The sequence below is a fragment of the Shewanella sp. 38A_GOM-205m genome (genome assembly GCF_000518445.1).
GTDB lineage: Bacteria > Pseudomonadota > Gammaproteobacteria > Enterobacterales > Shewanellaceae > Shewanella > Shewanella algae.
On sequence record NZ_JADP01000003.1, the window covers coordinates 179,631 to 197,375 of the forward strand.

A 17,745-nucleotide genomic window follows, 5' to 3' on the forward strand; every position below is an offset into this window, starting at 1 on the left:
CAACTCTCAAAAAAAGCGCCACCCCGGGGGTGGCGCTTTTTTGCCTGAGTTTTACTCGCTTGCCGGCAGCATCACGGCCTCAAAGACCCGGCTTTGCCGGATAAACTGCCTAAGCAGGCTATTCAGTTCAGCGGCTGTGACCTCCTCATTGAAGCGAGCTTTTTGCCCTATCTGCTGCGGCCCGCCCACTGCCATATAGCTTTGGCTGACCGCCTCCAGCCAACCGAGATTGGATTTAAGCTCCCGCTGCAGCCTGTCCTGACGTTGACGGCGCTTATTTTCCAGCGAATGGGGCGATACGCCCTCATCAGCCATCCGCTTGAGCACCAGATGCAATTGCTGGATCAGTTCATCGACCCGCTCCGGATCGCTGCTGAAGCTGATACGGCCCGAGCTGAAATCTTCCCCCGGTTCCTGCCAGAACCAAGCGGTTACCCCATAAACGCCGCTGGCCTCCTCCCTGAGTTTGAGCCTCAGCTGCTCCTGAATAAGCTCCCCCATGAACGACAACTGATAAGCTTGCTTTGCTGACCAAGGCTGCGGATAGGAGGTCAGATAGACCTCTGTTTCGGCTCTGGGCTCACCAGAGACAGGCATCTGCAGACGCTCCTTTGGGGTCGCCGGCCGAATTTGGTATTGCTTGCGCGCCTCCCTTTTTACCTCAATCCCGGCCAGATACTGCTCGGCCAGGCGAATGAGACGCGCCTCGTCGATATCGCCGACAAAGAACAGAGTAAAGTCGGTATTTCCCAGCATGTGACGACGATAATCGGCCAGCAGCTCATCCTCGGTCAGGGTCGTCAGCAACTCGGTAGCCGGGTTGTAAACCGTCGGCACTCCGGGATAGCGCTTGGCATCTATGGTGCGGGCAAACTGTTCCCCTGGATCATTGGCATATTGTGCCCGGGTAGCCTGATACTCTTCGCGCCAGTGCTTCAAGGCATTCGATGCAAACTGTACCTGTTGCAACTTGAAGCGAAACAGCTGCAACAACGCCGCCAGATCATCCCTGTGGGCCCAGCCGGAAAAGCCTTGCGTCTGGCCGTCCAGCAAACTGGAAAGCACCAGAGGATAGTCGCTGTCATAGTGGTCGATCGCCTGCTGCGGCACCTCGCCGGCGCCGAACTCGTCCGCCAGGTTCACCGCCAGACGCAGCTTTTGCGCCTCCGAAGGCGCCAGACTGCCCATCCCCCCGACAGTCAAGGCCTTGAAGTGCACTTCACCCGGATTGAGATCAGATTGGCTGAATACCAGACGTAACCCGTTGCTGAGTCGATACTCCTTCAGGCGTCCATCGGCGGCTTCACCGATAAAGCGACTGCTGCCGGCCTCGGCCTTGAACTCGGGCATCTCAGAGGTCTGTTGCCCGGCGTCAAAGTCGCTGTGCTGCCTGCTCATGCTCTGCTGCCACAATGCATTGGCTTCAGCACTCGTCAGCGCCGACACCTCCCCGGCCCCAAGAGTCTGCAGCAATAAGCGGGAACTTGGCGCCGTTAAACGCGCCAGCGCCTGATTGATATCCTCGGTCGTCAGCGAGTCAATCAGCTCCAGGTTGAGCCGGGCTCTGTCTTTATAGCTCAGCCATGGGTCGAGATTGGCTGCGGTAGTGACCAGGTCGCCGGCAATATCTATGCTGAAAACCGCCTTGTCGGCGCGGCGCTGTTCCAATTTCAGTTGGCGTTTCAGCTGGGAAGCCACGGCCTTATCGCTGAAACCATGCTGCTTGAGGGTGGCCAGAAGATCAAACAGTGCACTGGCGGCGCTATGGTACTCCCCCTTCTTGAGCTGCAAGGTGAAAATGCTCTGCCTGGTCTCGCGGCCGATGGCCGAGGAGAAGAAAGCGCCCGACAGCAGCCAGTCTTGATGTTGCTTCTCCCACTGCTGCAGACGCAGATTCAGCATACGCCCGGCTATCTGCTCGGCCAGCTCGCGGCGATAACCGGCCCGCGAATAATCCGGCTCAAGCGGCGAGAAAAAGCTCAGTTCCAGCGCCGGCTCTTCGGCGCCGACTTCATGCACCTTGGCGGCCCTCAGGCCATCTTGCAGCGGTATACCAAAGTCCACGGTTTCCAGTGGTGTAGTGGCCGCGGGCATGGCTCCCAGATATTGCTCGACCATGGCCTTGAACTTGGCGACATCTATATCACCACTCGCCACCAACGCCATATTATCCGGCCGATACCAGCGGCGATAAAAGTCGGCCACCCGCTTGCCGGACACCTGGCGTATGGTATCGGGATCGCCTATGGGATCGCGCGTTGCATAACGGGAACCGGCCATTTCGATGGCGGACTTTTTGTCCCCCAAGCGCAACATAGGCCCAAGCCTTGCCCGCCACTCCTCCAGCACTATGCCACGCTCGGCATCGAGATCGTCGCGGGCAATACTCACCTCTGCCGCCCAGTCGGCAATAATTCTAAGCGCCAGCTCCAGAGTCTGCGGCCGGTTATCCGGCAGATTGAGCAGATAGACGGTATTTTCAAAGTCAGTGAAGGCATTGACATCTATGCCAAACTTCAGCCCGGCATCCTCCAGCGCGCTGATGACGCTGTTGCCCTTAAAGTGCTTGCTGCCGTTAAAGGCCATATGCTCGACCATATGGGCCACGCCCCTTTGGTCGTCATCTTCATGCATGGAACCGGCGTTGACCACCAAACGCAGATACACGCGTTTGGCCGGGGCATCGTTGGGGGCCAGATAATAGCGAAAGCCATTGTCCAGCCGGCCCTGAACCAAGTCAGGATCGCTGTTCAGAGGCAGCATCTCGCTGGTTTGACAGGCCGCCAGCAGGCAAGCCATCGCCGCCATCATCAGGCGGCCGAATCGTGTTTTAACAATCATCTCAGGATTTCCAGAACTCAACAAAAAAGCAGCTTCCGGTGAAGCTGCCCATCACCACCACTCAGGGTTTAGAAGCGATAACCCACTTCCAGCCAGAACTGACGCCCTGGGGTATAGAGGCCGTATTCGCCGTTCTGGTTGGCCTTGAGGCTATACTGGCGTACCTGGTTGAGCACATTGTTGATATCCAGCTGCAGATAAACCTCACCGCCCAGCGCCTGCGGCTCCCAGCGAATACGGCTATCCCACTGGGTGTGACTGCCGAAGTCATAGCTGCGGTACATCTCCAGCGCCGCCTGGCTGTTTACCGACTCATATCCCCGTACCGGCGCCTTGACGTAAAGCTTGTTGCCCCAGGTGATATTCCAGGCCGGTAACTCCATATCCAACCCAAGACGCACCATCCACTCTTCCTGGGATGAGTTGACCTTCTGCTCCATCTGGCGACGGCTCATCATGGCGCCATCGAGCATCACCGCCTCATCCGGGTTCATCGCCTTATCAAGATCGTTGCGATCTGTCTCCAGCCAATCGGCCGCCAGCGACCACTCCCATTGACTGGCACCTAAGGTCAGCGGCGCTATGTTATTCAGTTGCAGGGTGTAGACATGAACCTTGTAGTCTTCGCCATTGCGATAGTCGTCCACCTTGACGCTGCCTACCTGGCTTCTATGGGTCACCAGGCGCTCGCGATAGTCCCTCAGGGTATAGCGACCACTCAGGCTTAAATTGCCCAGATTCTGGTGCAGCGCCAGGGTCAACTCATCGGAGAAGGGGGTTTTCAGATCCTTGATGCTTTCGTATCTGCGGGTGTGATCCTGGCTGAGTTTAAGTATTTCATCCGCCAGCTTCATCGAAGCGAAAGAGCGGCCATAGTAACGGTTAAGCCCGATATCCACCCGGGTGCCCTCGACGACATCCCAGTTGAGTGCCAGCCGCGGCGCCAGGTTGAGATTATCCAGGTAGTCATCATGCTCAAGCCTCAACCCGGGGCGGAATTGCCAGGAGCCGAATTTAATGGTGTCCTGCAGATAAGCCGCCGAGTTGCGGTGGCGGGTGTCTATGCTGCCGGCCAATACGGTTTGTTCATCGAGCGGCATCTCCATGCCCGACATTATCAAGCGGATCTCCTGATTGACCTCCCTTGGGCGGTAAAAATCATAGTCGGTCTGCTGGAAACTCAAGCCGGTTTCCAGGCTGTGACTGACATCGCCCCAATAGAGGCGTTTGAAGCTGACATCGGCCAGCAGTTGCAGATTTCGCTGCTTGAGACGACTGTCGCCATAGCCCCCCTTCTGGTAATCCAGCCCGGTATCGGCATCACTGATCACCAGCACAGTATCACTCTGGGAGTGACGCTCATCCTCAAAGCTGTCGTAGGCCGCCTTGAGGGACAAACTTCCCAGGCTGAACTCCCACTCCAGACTCAGGGTCGAACCCAGTGCCGAGTGGCTGTCTTCAAAGTCATTGTCTATGTTCTCGCCCATAAACAGGCCTTCACTGTAGGCCGAATAACGCCAGTCCCAGTCGATTCGGGTCAGGGGATCCGGCGTCCAGGCCAGATTCAACAACAGGTTGTCCGATCTGCGGCTCTGATCCTGAGAATCAACCGTACCTTCTGCATCCATGATCCGGCTCTGGCGAATGCTGGAGCGGCGTTGACCAAAGGCCAGCACCATGCCCAGCTCGTCGTTAATCCCCTGCTGCCACTGCCCCGAATAACTGTGTTTAACAAAATCGGGCTGATAGATGGCCTTGCCCCCGTCGGGCCTGGCCTGCTGCAAAAACTCGTTAATATTGGGATCAACCTTCTGGCTGGTCCAACTGCTGCGGCTGGTACGGTAACGCAGCTGGCCGCCGTTGACGCCGTTGTAGCTTAGGGTATCGGCCACTACGGCCCCGCCGGTAAAGCCTCCCAGGCTGGCCGGCACATTGTTGTCATAAACGGTGATCCCGGCCAGCATGGCGGCATCGAAAAAATAGGCCTGCTCTGAGCTCATCCCCGGCAAGACCCCGACACTGCCGTCAAACAGGCCTGAGCTGGGATCCAGATCGTTGTTGATATTGATGCCATCAATAAGAAACGCTGTCTGTTCAGACTCGGCGCCATAGATGGAGATCTTCGACGGTTTGATTTCACCGCCACTAAACCCTTCATCCAGACCCTCCAGGCGCACCGCAGGGTTGGATTTGACCAAGTCGCTCAAGTTGCCATCGGCCGAAGGGGTACGGCGGATCATCTGCTCATCCAGAGTGCTTTTGCCATCCAAACCGTTATCGGCTCTGTCTTTGACTGTCACAACCGCGCTGGTTTCGGGCGACTCATTCGAAGAGGGCGCTTGTTTATTTAGCGTTTCGGCGCCGGATGCGGCGCAAAAGAGTACGGCTGCCACAGCCAAAGCCACGGCAGAAGGTGCGGGGTATTGCATATAAAACCTGACCAATGAGAATGATTCTCATAATTGTTACAGGCAAAATATTTCCCGACAAGATAGCCAAAATTCAGCCAAGGTAATAAGAATGTTTTGTAAAAAGCGCCACAAGTTTAACTTTTGGTAACTTTTTGAGAAAGGAGCAAACAATCAGGCCCAGGCTAACCTTTAAAATCAATCAAAGGTGGGGTTGGGCAAAACCTATCACAGGTTAACCGCACCGTATTCCAGATGACTTTTTAACGAAAAAATCTTAAAAATTTACATTTGTGTCAGCACTGATGTGCTGTTTAGGCGGAAAAAAGCAAGAGGCGGCCACAGCAAAGCAGCCGTCTGTTGCCTATGTCAGTTAAACGGAACCGGATGGGATCTCACCAAAATCACCGTTTTGGTAGTCACGAATGGCCTGCAGGATCTCCGCCTGGGTATTCATCACAAAAGGCCCCATCTGCACCACGGCCTCACCAATGGGGTTACCGGCCAGAATGAGCAGGCCCGCGCCCTTGAAACCGGCTTGCAGCTCGAGAGGATAACGACTGTCGAGCAGCAACATATTACCGGCGGCCAGTTGTTTACCATCCGGCAGTTGCAATTCACCACTGTGCAGATAGAGCGCCAGTCGCCCCAGATGACTGAGATCCAACTCGGCTTGGGCATCAGGCGCCAGCGTCAAATCGGCAATCGCCGCATCGCCGGCCAACCCGGTCAAGGGAGCACTGGCTTCAATACCGGCGAAACGCCAGTCACCGGCCAGCAGTCTCAGGCTGGCGCCGTCAGTTTCAAGCTGTTGGTGTTCATCGGCAGCGCTATCCTGATACCTGGGCGGCCGCATCTTGTCTTTGGCCGGCATATTGAGCCAGATCTGAAAGCCATGCAACCCCTCTTTGGCATCGGCCAGCGGCATTTCGGAGTGGACCACACCGCGGCCGGTACTCATCCACTGCACCTTGCCTTCGCGGATGGCGCGGACATTGCCCAGTTGATCCCTGTGCTCAAAGCCGCCCTTGCGGATATAGGTAAAAGTTTCCATACCGCGGTGGGGATGCGGCGGAAAACCGCCGAGATAATCGCGTTCATCGTCGGAGCGGATCTCATCCAGCATCAGATAGGGATCCAACGCCAGAGCCTGAAAATCGGCGACCCGGCTGATATTGACCCCATCGCCGTCAGAGGTGGGTTGCGCCGGCAGTATTTGCAATATTTTCATCATTGGGCTCCTTCACTTTGGAATAGCCCCAGCTTACTGCCGACAAATAACAACAAAAAGCGCATTTATCCGCTATGAGTCTTCGACTTTATAGAAAGGTCACACCCACCAATAGCGCACCACATGGAAGAAAACCGGCGCAGCAAAACAGACAGAATCCATGCGATCCAGCATGCCGCCGTGGCCCTCTATCATATGGCCCCAATCCTTGACGCCGCGGTCACGCTTGATGGCCGACATCACCAGTCCTCCGGCAAAGCCGAGCAGGTTCACCAGTAAAGCTATGATTGCCGCCTGCCAGGGGGTAAATGGGGTGATCCAGAACAGCGAGGTACCCACCAGCGTCGCCAGCAATACCCCACCGACCAGGCCTTCCAGGGTCTTGGAGGGTGACAGCTTGGGTGCCACCTTGCGTTTGCCAAACAGCTTGCCGCAGCAATACTGCAGCACATCGGAGAGTTGCACCACCAAAATAAGCCAGGCGATCAGCAGCAAGTTACGCCCTTCATAGCCCTCTATCTTCAAGGTCATCAGCGCCGGCACCGACGAGACACAATAGACGGCTATCATCAGCCCCCACTGCACCTTGGCGGTACGCTCAAGGTAACGTGTAGTGTCGCCGCCAAGTGCTGCCAGAATCGGCATCAGCAGGAACAGATACACGGGAATAAAGATACTGAACATGCCGTACCAATGGATGGCGATCAGCAGATACTGCACCGGCAAGGCAAAATAGAAGGCGGCGACCAGGGCTGGATAATCGCTGGCCCGGGTCGGTGTCAGGGTTAAAAACTCCCTGAGCGCATAGAAAGATACCAGGGCAAACAGCAATATCACCCCATAGAGCCCGAACAGGAAGGCGATACCTATAGCCAGCACCATCATCCACCAGGCATCGATTCTGGCATTGAGATTGGCAATAACGGCGTTGTTGCCCTTACGCCAGGCCAGCAAACGACCTATCAGGGTCGCTACCACCAGCAGTAGGCCTATACCGGCAAACAACCACAGTGTCTGGTTCATACTTCCTCCCGCGACATCGCCAATAGTGCCAAACGCAAACGCTCGAGAAAGGCCACCTTGGTTTCCTGCGGCTGCAGCTTGATAGGCGTGCCGAAACTCAAAGTGCAGAGCAGCGGCAACGGCAGATAACGCCCCTTGGGCATGGCGCGATTGAGGTTGGCAATCCACACGGGGATCAGCTCCAGATCCGGGCGCGAGTGCGCCAGATGATAGATTCCACTCTTGAACGGCAACAATGGCGCCTCGCTCAGATTACGGGTCCCTTCCGGGAAGAAGATCAACGAGTCACCCTCGGCCAGCGCCTTTTCCACCGGCGCCAGGGGATTGCCCTCACCATGGCTCTCTCTTGGAATAAGCACGGCATTGAATACCCGCTGAATAATAAAGCGCCTCAGCGCCGTCTTCTGCCAATACTCGGCGCCGGCAACCGGACGTGTCTTGCGTCTCAGCAAGGCAGGCAGTGATGCCCACAGCAACACAAAGTCACCGTGACTGCTGTGATTGGCAAAGTAGAGCCGCTGATTGTGATTGGCGCGGCAACCAAGCCACAGGGCGCGGGCACCGGTGACCAACCTGGCCGCCGAGGTGATCCCAAAGGCGGTCAATCCCGCGAGCCAGCCGATTAGGGTATCCATAGATAAGGGTAAACTCCTCTTACAGGAAAAAGCGCCAGACGAGTAACAACACCAACGCGGCGGCCTGCCCGGCAAAGCAAAGGAACAGACGCTTTAGCAGCGCCTGCGCCCCTTGGGCGCGCAGCAGCATGCTGCGACCGGCCTGCTCTTCTTTAAGCCATCCGAGCTGCTGCATGCTGTGATCCAGACGTTCGCAGGAATGCTCCCCTGCCAGGGCGGCAAACAGCTTGGCATCCAGCGCTACTCTGAGGCCAAAATACTGTCCGGCCAGTCCGAAAAGCACCATCAACAGGGCACTGAGCAGTTCCGGCCATCCCTGAAGCTTGCCGCCCCAGATAAGCAGCAAAGGTGCCAACATCAAAACGGCACTGAACCAGCGCAGCGGCGCAGCATTGCCTAATAAAGTGGCCACCAATTTTGCCAGATCCCGCTGCTGCGACTCAGGCATGTTGCACCTCTGGCGGGCAAAAACCGGACTTGAGCCGCTCCAGGTAAGCCAGAGTCTCTGGCTTGAAAACCACCTTGGGTCTGACGGCGGCAATCATCTTTGCGGCATCCAGGGCACTGCCGGCCCGACCGCTCAGCAGCAACCAGGCCGCCAATACCAGTGCGCTACGGCCATAACCCAAGGCGCAACATACAAGTAGAGTACCTGAGGTGCGCAAACACTCGAGCCGCCTGACCGCTTCCAGGCAGTCCTGTTCATCCGGCAAACATAAATCCAGCATGGGCATGGGCTGATACCATTTGAGCTTGCCTTCGGTCATCCCCCGAGCGGGTGTCAGCAAGGCCTTGCCTGAATAGGGGAAAGGCAACTCGGCGCAGAGATCCAATATCGCATCATATTGCTGCGCTTCACTCATGGTGGGCATGCGCCCGAGCCAAACCCCGGGCAGCACCTCTTGCGCCGCCACCTGGCCACCGGTCCAGAAACGAATATTGAGCCAGGCAAACAAACGATAAGGTAACAACAGCCAGCGACTGGCGAAGCTGGGATGGCCCAGCTCACTCTTTTGAAAACCCGCGGCGGCAAACAGGAGATAATTGAGCGCCACCATGGCCAGCGCCAAGGCCAGCCAAAACAGCAGCATGCCAAGCAGACTCATGGGCCAGAGCAAGGCCGCGAGCAGCAGCAAGACGGCGCCCACGCCATAAGTCGCTGCCAGCTTGAGCCTGCGGGGTTCCCTCGCCAAACTCAAGCGGCTGAACGAATTTCGTGGCCACAGCCAGAGGCAGAACAGACCGGCCGCCAGCCCTGTGGGCAGGTCGATAAAATGATGTTGCCAGGTCGTCAGCACCGACAGGCCAATCAAGGCAAACCAGCCGTGGAGCAGATAACGCCAGGCGCCCTTGGCCCGCTGACTGTATTCACTCCAGAGCACCACCAAGAGGGCGATGTGCAAAGAGGGCGCCTGATTGAAAGGCTTATCAAACCCCATCAGGAGATCGAACAAACCACCAAAAACGCCATCGAGCGGCGGGCGCTCAAAACTGAATTTAAGTGGCCAGATGAGAAAACAGCCGATACACAGAAGCTGTACGCTCAGCAGCCTGAGCCCCAGTCTGTCTATCCCCTTGCGGCTGAGGGGGAGCAGAAACGCCAGGCCGTAGAGAAGATCTATCGACCAGTAAGGCACTATGGTCCAGGGCCAGAGCGGAATGGCGTGCTCCCAGGAAAACACCAGACTGGGAACCTCACTTTGCTGCGAGGCATACCAATTGGCAAAACCATAGCTGGCAAAGAAAAACGGCGCCAACAAGGCCAGCCAAAGCAGGCCCCGGCGAATGGTGCCGACCTCGCGTCGACGGGCGGGCAACTCAGGCATCAGTCGGCCTTACGCGCCATGGACACGGTAAATATGCCCCACTCATCCACTCTTTGAGTCAACTTGTGAAAGCCGTTGGCTTTGGTCAGTTGATCCATCTCCTGCTGACTGCGGCGACGCATCACCCAAGGCTGACCATCTCTGTGGCTGGTCAGGGCCCGGCCGATGAATTCCAGCTGCGGATGCCAGGGCTGGCCCGTGTAGATAAGCAGGCCTCCGGGCGCCAGCGCCGCGGCAATACCCGCCAGGGAGCGGGACACCATCTCATTGTCACCAAACAGCTCGTAGAGGCCGGAGACTACCGCCAGGGTTGGCTTGGGCTCGACCGCCGCCAGCGAATCAAAGTCGAAGGCATCGCCCTTTTCAAAGCGCACTATGTCACCGAGACCAAGCTCATCGATGAGGGCGCGGCCGTCGCGGATATTGATATCACTGTAATCACGCAGCAGCACAGAATCGGGCTTGATATCGCTGTTCGCCAGGCTCTCCAGCAGATAGCGGCCATGTCCGGCGGCCACATCCATCAAATGCAGCGGCTTTTCTTCCTTTCTCAGCGTCGACAGCGCCTGCGCCAGCAGCTCTTCGATATGGCGTTTACGCTGGCGTATGCCGCGCCAGCCAATGGCATTGAGATATTGTTTGTCGACAAAGCGGCCAAACTCCCCCTTGCCGGAGGGTGTGTTGCGATAGACATAGTCCAGGGTGCTGCCCGAGTCGAAGCCGCGCTCGAACCCCAAGGCGATACCCTCTGAGTATTTCTCCCCCAGCTTCATCACTGCGCGGGTGGCTTGCCAGTACTTGGCCTGCCAGGAAGCCTCGGGCAGAGGGGCGGCGAGCGATTCACTCTCGGCGCAGCTCGGGCCGAATTTATCTTGCTGCAACAAATTCACTGCCGCCTGCGGCGAGGCGATATTGGCCCGCAGGAAGCGTCTAATCCTGGCTATCGGGTCGGCCCGGTCCAGCTCTCCCAGGGTGTCATGGTAAAACCCAGGCAGCAGGTGCAATTCTTTACGCTGGGAACCCAAACGCTCAAAAAACAGCTGCTGCGGCTGGCGCCGAACCACATAATCGGCGCCCGAGATCAGTACCTGAGTCGGTACAGTAATCGCCTGGGCATTGGCCACCACCCTTTCGGCGGCATCATAGAGTCCCAACAACACATTGACCGAGATCGGCCTGGCGATCAGTGGGTCTGTCTCAAAGCTGTATTGTCTGGCTGGGTCATGGGTCAACAGCTTGGCCTTAACATAGCTGTTGACGAAAAAGTTGCCCTTGAGGCTCTTCAGCAGCTTGAGCCCAGGGATAGCAAAAGGCACATAGAGTTTGACGCTGAAGGCCGGCGACGCCAGCACCAGCGCACGAATAGAAGGCGCATAGTCATGCACCCAGGTGCTGGCCAGCACGGCGCCGACACTTTGGGCCACCACACACAGCTGCTCTTGGCTGAAACCATGTTTGTGCTCTATGTGTTCCACAAAGGTCTGAATGTCGCGGACACTGGTACCAAAGGAGGGACTGTCGCCTCTGGCGCCCGGTGATTGCCCATGACCACGGGCGTCCCAGGCGAAAAAAGCCTGCTCAGGCAGCGCCAGTTCATCCACCAGGTGCGCCATTCGGCCACCGTGTTCATGGCCACGGTGAAACAGCAACACGGCCCCGGGATCCTCTTGTTCATTGGTTTCCAGCGCCGGCCAGAAACGATAAAACAGCTGGAATCCATCATGGGTAGTAAAAAAGTGTTCCTCGGGTACCCTTGCGGCATTATCCATATATTTCATTCCTTTGATAAACAACTTAACTTGCGCTCTCGCCCTGCTTCAAACCGGATTTTACCCGGTTGAATATGGTCAGGCAGAGTAACAGGAGAACCAATGACAGGATCAAATTGAGCCAGAATGGCGTCAACCAACCCAAGGCGACGGCCAGCCCCAGAATACCGAAGACAAACGCGCGATCGCTCTTGCCCATGGGGCCATCATAGCGGCGCTCTGCCCCCACCATCAGGCCGAGCACCCCGGCGTATTCACTGGCAACGGCCAGTAAGGTCAGGGCGATCACCAGTGCAGGTTCCACACCACCTAGCAAGGCAAAAGGCAGATAGAGTATCGCATCCGAAACAATATCGGCGAGCTCATTGAGATAGGCGCCGAGACGGGATTGCTGCCCAAACTCGCGGGCCAACATGCCATCTATGGCATTGAGCGCCATTCTTTTCAGCATCCACACCGGGATGAGGGCAAAGAGCCAAGGATGAGGCCAGATAAGCAACAGGGTTCCCAGCAGTATAGAACCCAGCGCCGCCAACAACGTGACTTGATTGGCGCTGACGCCGCGCCGATACAGACGGGTAACCAGTGGCCTCAGTAGGCCCTGAAAGCGGGATTTCAACTGATAAACAGACAAACTCATTGGCTACAACATCCTAATCGAGAAAGGAAAGTTCTCACAGTCATCCTTGAGTATCGAGCAAATGACCAGAGTGCACTATGCCTGATTTTTAGTGTGCTTCAAAGTGCTTGAGGGAAAAAGCCGCGGCTGAATCACGCCTCGATTGCAGCGCTGTCGGCAATAGGGGAAGAGCGCCGAAGCGCCCTTTCCTCTCAGTTACCAGTTGGCATCCAGAGTGAGCTTGGGCACCGCCAGCTCAGCACATTGGCTCGAAAGTCGATAGAACACGGCTTCGGCGGCCGGGTAACCATAGGCAGCTACCTGGTTAGCGGCCTGGGCCTGATAACGCACACCCCAGAGATCAAACCAGGGACGCATATCCAGTTGCAGCAACTTCGACAGGCTGAGCAGCATGAAGTCGTTGCCATCCAAGTTCGGGGCATCGATATAACTGCTCATGCCCAGTGCATCCTTCATTCCGACCCAGCGAGCGGCGTCGGCAATCGCATGGCTGAACAGACGCTCATGCAAATAGAGCAAGGTGAAAATCTGCCAGCCGTTGTCCAAACCTGCATGCTCTTCGGCCAATGCCGCCAGCTGCAGATAGAAATCCAGTCTGGGCCCGGCGTTGTCATAGGTGCCGGTCTGACTCCAGAGCTTGTCGTAGACAGAGGTCACAGGATCGCTGCTGTTTTGCGCCTGTTTCAGCCACTCGAAGGTGGTTTGAGGCGACTGGCGATCGCAGCTGGCGATCCGCTCACCACTATCTTTAAAGCGTTGCCAGCCCTTGTACAGAGGGAAAATATTATTGGAGACTTCACCGGAGCGGCCACCATAGATTTTCAGCCGGTTACGCTGCAGATTGTGGCCTATCTCGTGACTCTCGCCCCAGCCGAAGGGGCTCAATACCCAGGCTTGATCATAGGGGTTACCCGAGCAGCCGCCACCGCAGTGTGCCGCCTCATCGACATTGATGTGCTGCACCTTGGGTTTGGCATGGATCTGTTCATTTTGGCAATCCCACCCCAGCAGGGCGCAGCGGGCGGCCACGCTGGGAGCCAGCGCCAGTCCTTCGCCACTGAAGCCGGCCAGATCATAGGTCCCCTTGATCATATAGCGCCAAACATCATTCAGGGCCTGCTCCACATCGCCGCGGTAAGGCTCGGCATAAATGAACTGTTTCATCATATGCTTGCGGGAGTTAATTTCGACAAAGTCGGTGCGCAGCCCGGCCCAGCTCAGCGGGCTGGTTTCAAGCGCCGTCAAATAGCCACTCGCTTGGTTGAAATCCTTGAGGTAGGGATAGGCCAGTACATTTTGCGCTTCAACACTCACCACGCCCTCACCGGCTGGCAGTTGCAGCATCAAAGTCCCGCCATAAGGGCTACTCAGGGTCAGAGGTTGCCCGGGTTTCAGGGTCAGCTCGACCGAGCGCAAAAATTTGGGGCGCTGGTATCCCTGGTTATTGAATTCCCGGGTTGAGCCGGTTCTCTGGGTATTGATAAAGGCCTTGACCGTCAGCGGCAGTGTGTCTTTACGCTCGAGACGCACGCTCTGGCCGGGCAACAAGTAAAAACCGCTGCCGCGATAACCACTCTCTTTGCCCAGTGCCATTTCCAGGCTGACGTTCTCAAGAGTCAGCGTTTGCGGCAAAGGATCGCTGAAATTGCCCAAATCCGGCTGCGCTGGATTATTCCCCCTCAAATACAGCGCCAAGTGGTCGGCCAGGTAGGCCGCCAGAAAACGCCCTTGCGGCGTGGTGTCCTTATCCATGGGATAAGCTATGTCGGCACGGTAAAGATCGCCCAGCAACACAAAGAGTTTCAGCAGCCTGCGCCCCTCGTTGCCGAACAACACCTGACCACGGCTATCCAGTTGATTGAGTGAGTTTTTAAGCGCTCTGGCACCGGCAAGGAACTCAGACTCAAAGCCGTTGACCTTGTCACAGCTCACTTTACCCACATAGGTTTCACAGCCGGACCAGTCAAAGTTGAAGTCATCATCAATAAGGTGCTGTGTCAGGCGCTGCTCACCGCCAAGCAGCGGGAAAGCGGCCGCTATGGCCGTGTCCGAAGACCAATCGGCAGCGGCGTTGGCCCAGAAGTTACCGCCATAGGGCAAACTGACCCCCATGGTTCCGGCAATGGCGTCGGCCACCGCATTGGTCGCTTCATACCAGTTGTGCTGATAATAGAGTGCCTTGCCCGATGCCAGCGCCCGGGAATAGACGCCGGCTATCTGCCCGGCATCGGTATCGGCCGCGCGCCAGCCACTGATTAACAACTGGGCATCGGCGATACAGGCTTCCAAAGTAGCGACCTGATTACAACTCTTGATGGTCCAATTGGGAAACCGCCCTTGCAGCCAACTGCGACTGGCACTCTCCTGGCCACCAAGAAAGCTCAAGGACACGGTCAATGGTTGCTGCAGTTCTGCCGCTTGCGCTCTGTTCAGCAACCAAGCCAGTAGATTGTCATTGGCTGGCTCCATGGCGGTGAGTTCACCGGCTTGGAAACGGGCAAACAAATGGGTACCAAAGGCTGCAAAGCGCCCGGTATGCTGCTCGCCGGCGACGGCCAATACCTGCCCCGTGTTGGCACGCAGCAGAGGTGTGGCCATTTCCGGCTCGATGATATTGAACAATTGAGTTCGGTTGCCTGGAGCATAGGCCAGCGCCGTATCGGCAAATACCCTTTGCCGCAGGGCTTGCTCATTCGAGCGCAGCTGCGTTATCTGCGCGGCAATCGCCTCAAGCAGAGTATCCGGGTTCAGCCCGCTTGCATCACCGCTTGCCAGCGCCCGCTCCAGAGGGCTTTGGCCGTCCACACCAAAAACTGCCAACTTGAGGCTGACACTGCCACCGCGGCCATCACTGACCTGCAATAGCCCTTGATCGCTGCCCTTGGCATCTTTATCTGCTTTGTAGCTCAGCATATCGCCATCGAGACTGAACTGCCCCAGCTTGCCCTGCTCGGCAATGCTGGCCTGCAAGGGATCGCCATCGGGATCTGACACATAACCTTGCCAGTTGACCGCAATACTCTGCAGCGAGCTGTCATAAGCCAGCTGAATATCGTCACCCTTGGGCGCTTGATTGACGCCGGCAGGCGGCTGCAGATTATCGTCGCTTGACCCGGCGCCACTTTCATCATCACCACCGCCGCAAGCGCCAAGCAGTAAACTACCCAGTAATATCGAGTGCAGCAACAGGGGCTTTTTTCTTGCCATCACAGATGTTTCCCATTTGTTATTTTGGGTTAATTCTAAAGTCTGACACGGAAAGATAAAACCTTTATAATCAAGTTTTTAAATAATACACAATACGTAAATTTTATGACTCCAAGGCAGTTTTTTGACACTCGTTCAAGCACTGCTGCGCCAGCAAAGGATTAACCATAATTAATTCAGCATTCCGCCCAATTTGTGCTGCAATAGGCCCAAGTTAAACCCACTTTGAGGCCCTTGGTTCACCACTATGGAACTTTTGCTCGACCCACACATATGGATCGGACTCTTTACCCTTATCATCCTCGAGATAGTTCTCGGCATAGACAACCTGGTATTTATTGCCATTCTGGTTAAAAAACTCCCTCAACATCAAAGAGACAAAGCCCGGGTCATAGGCCTGTCGCTGGCCCTGTTGATGCGCCTTGGCCTGTTGGCCGTGGTGTCCTGGCTGGTTACCCTTAACCAACCTCTGTTCAGCCTTGCCGACTTCAGTTTTTCCGGACGGGATCTGATCCTGATATCCGGTGGTCTGTTCCTGCTGTTCAAGGCCACCAGTGAACTGCATGAAAGGCTGGAGTCCAAAGAGCCGGAAATTGGCCAGAAAGTCGCCTACGCAAGTTTTGGCATAGTTGTTACCCAAATACTGGTGCTGGATGCGGTATTCTCCATCGACTCCATCATCACCGCGGTCGGCATGGTGGATGAACTCTGGGTGATGATGACAGCCGTAGTGGTGGCCATGACAGTGATGTTACTGGCCTCCAAACCGCTGACCCGCTTTGTCAACGCCCATCCAACCGTGGTGGTGCTCTGTCTCAGTTTCCTGCTGATGATAGGTTTCAGCCTGGTAGCCGAAGGCTTTGGTTTCCATATTCCCAAAGGTTATCTATATGCCGCCATAGGTTTCTCCATCATGATCGAGTTCTTCAACCAGTTGGGGCAACGCAGGTTCGAACAACGTGAGTCCCGTAAACCCTTGAGGGACAGGACGGCCAACGCCATCTTCAAGCTGATGGGCGGCAAGAAACAGTTTGAGGAAATTGAAGAAGATGAAGAGGTGCCCGAAACTGAGCGCGCCTTGAGCAAGTGCTTTGCCGAAGATGAACGCAACATGGTCGGCGAGGTGCTGACTCTGGCCGAGCGCAGCATCAAGAGCATTATGACGCCTCGGGCCGAAATAAGCTGGATCAACCTCAGCCACAGCCCCGAGCAGATAAAACAGCAACTGCATGGCGACAGTTTCAGCCAGTATCCCCTGTGTGACGGCGACATAGACAAGGTCGTGGCACTGGTCAGTGCCAAGGAGTTGCTGGCAGCCATAGAACAACAACGGCCACTGCAGAGTCTGCGCCCCGGCCACAAGCCGGTAATAGTGCCGAAAAGCATCAGCGTATTCCGTTTGTTGGAAGAGCTGAAACGCGCCAAGGCAGATATGGCACTGGTCACGGACGAATTCGGTGCCCTATTGGGACTGGTCACCGGCCACGACATTCTCGAAGCCATAGTCGGCGAACTGCCTCAGGAAGACGAGGCCGAAGAGATCCGCATTGATGGCGATGGTTGGTGCGCTCGCGGCAGCATAAATCTGCATCAGTTGGAGAAGCTACTGGGCTGCGACGAACTCGAGAGCCATAATCACGAGTACGTCACCCTGGCGGGCATGCTGCTGGCACGCTTTGGCCGGATCCCGGAAGCAGGTAGCGTACTGACTCTGATGCCCTGGCGCTTTGAGGTAACGGCGATGAATCAACACCAGATAGCCGAAGTCAGAATAAGCCGTCTTGATCAGCAAACTGACAACAGCCCAGCCAGCGACGGCCCCTATCAAACGCTGGCAGAAAACTGATCAACAAGCGCCGATAGCAGCCAGCATTGCTTGGCTATCGGCGCAGCTTTTGCTTTACCCGGATTTCATTTCAACCATCATCCTACTGAAGTTTCAGCTTCTTTCTCTTGATTAACATCTTTCTTTACTCACTTCTTTTTCGAAGCACTTTCAAGGCAACTCACGGTGAACTCCTCACTTTGGATTTCAACCAGGGTTAGCTTCAGGCTCGGCCATGATGTAGCTTTTTTAATCACCCCACCTCTATCAGACAATTCCCAAATCCGGGTAGTTAGTAGCGAATAATTAGACAAACCCCGTCAGCGAACGCGATAATCTC

General features: G+C 56.1%; 11 protein-coding genes. 1 reads left to right on the forward strand and 10 read right to left on the reverse strand.

Annotation, left to right across the window (positions count from 1 at the left end):
• Positions 1 to 51: 51 nt before the first annotated feature.
• From N512_RS0103925 to N512_RS0103970, 10 genes are all read right to left on the reverse strand, one after another.
• Entirely contained in the window at positions 52 to 2,841 is a 2,790-nt protein-coding gene (locus tag N512_RS0103925) for a M16 family metallopeptidase (RefSeq protein WP_051472636.1), read from the reverse strand.
• Positions 2,842 to 2,909: 68 nt separating this feature from the next.
• Complete coding sequence (locus N512_RS0103930) at positions 2,910 to 5,270, reverse strand: TonB-dependent receptor plug domain-containing protein (protein WP_051472637.1); 2,361 nt, start codon at positions 5,268 to 5,270, stop codon at positions 2,910 to 2,912.
• Between the two features lie 352 nt (positions 5,271 to 5,622).
• Complete coding sequence (locus N512_RS0103935; RefSeq protein WP_028779480.1) at positions 5,623 to 6,480, reverse strand: pirin family protein; 858 nt, start codon at positions 6,478 to 6,480, stop codon at positions 5,623 to 5,625.
• 99 nt (positions 6,481 to 6,579) lie between these two features.
• Complete coding sequence (locus tag N512_RS0103940; RefSeq protein ID WP_025008904.1) at positions 6,580 to 7,503, reverse strand: phosphatidate cytidylyltransferase; 924 nt, start codon at positions 7,501 to 7,503, stop codon at positions 6,580 to 6,582.
• Positions 7,500 to 8,138 (reverse strand): lysophospholipid acyltransferase family protein, encoded by a 639-nt coding sequence (locus N512_RS0103945; protein WP_025889733.1) that lies wholly within the window; start codon positions 8,136 to 8,138, stop codon positions 7,500 to 7,502. Before N512_RS0103945 ends, N512_RS0103940 begins: the two co-directional genes overlap by 4 nt.
• Positions 8,139 to 8,157: 19 nt before the next feature.
• Complete coding sequence (locus tag N512_RS23675; protein ID WP_051472638.1) at positions 8,158 to 8,586, reverse strand: hypothetical protein; 429 nt, start codon at positions 8,584 to 8,586, stop codon at positions 8,158 to 8,160.
• Positions 8,579 to 9,964, reverse strand: coding sequence for a phosphatase PAP2/dual specificity phosphatase family protein (locus N512_RS0103955; RefSeq protein ID WP_037474113.1), 1,386 nt, complete (start codon positions 9,962 to 9,964; stop codon positions 8,579 to 8,581). Before N512_RS0103955 ends, N512_RS23675 begins: the two co-directional genes overlap by 8 nt.
• Positions 9,964 to 11,733: a bifunctional alpha/beta hydrolase/class I SAM-dependent methyltransferase gene (locus tag N512_RS0103960; protein ID WP_037474115.1), complete on the reverse strand. Its 1,770-nt coding sequence runs from the start codon at positions 11,731 to 11,733 to the stop codon at positions 9,964 to 9,966. Before N512_RS0103960 ends, N512_RS0103955 begins: the two co-directional genes overlap by 1 nt.
• Before the next feature lie 25 nt (positions 11,734 to 11,758).
• Complete coding sequence (locus tag N512_RS0103965; protein ID WP_028779483.1) at positions 11,759 to 12,373, reverse strand: CDP-alcohol phosphatidyltransferase family protein; 615 nt, start codon at positions 12,371 to 12,373, stop codon at positions 11,759 to 11,761.
• Positions 12,374 to 12,568: 195 nt separating this feature from the next.
• Positions 12,569 to 15,580 (reverse strand): ImpA family metalloprotease, encoded by a 3,012-nt coding sequence (locus tag N512_RS0103970; protein ID WP_028779484.1) that lies wholly within the window; start codon positions 15,578 to 15,580, stop codon positions 12,569 to 12,571.
• 247 nt (positions 15,581 to 15,827) lie between these two features.
• Here N512_RS0103970 and N512_RS22175 point away from each other — a divergent pair, with 247 nt between their 5' ends.
• A complete protein-coding gene (locus tag N512_RS22175) occupies positions 15,828 to 17,426 on the forward strand; it encodes a TerC family protein (protein WP_051472639.1) in 1,599 nt (532 codons plus the stop codon).
• The last annotated feature ends 319 nt before the right edge of the window (positions 17,427 to 17,745 follow it).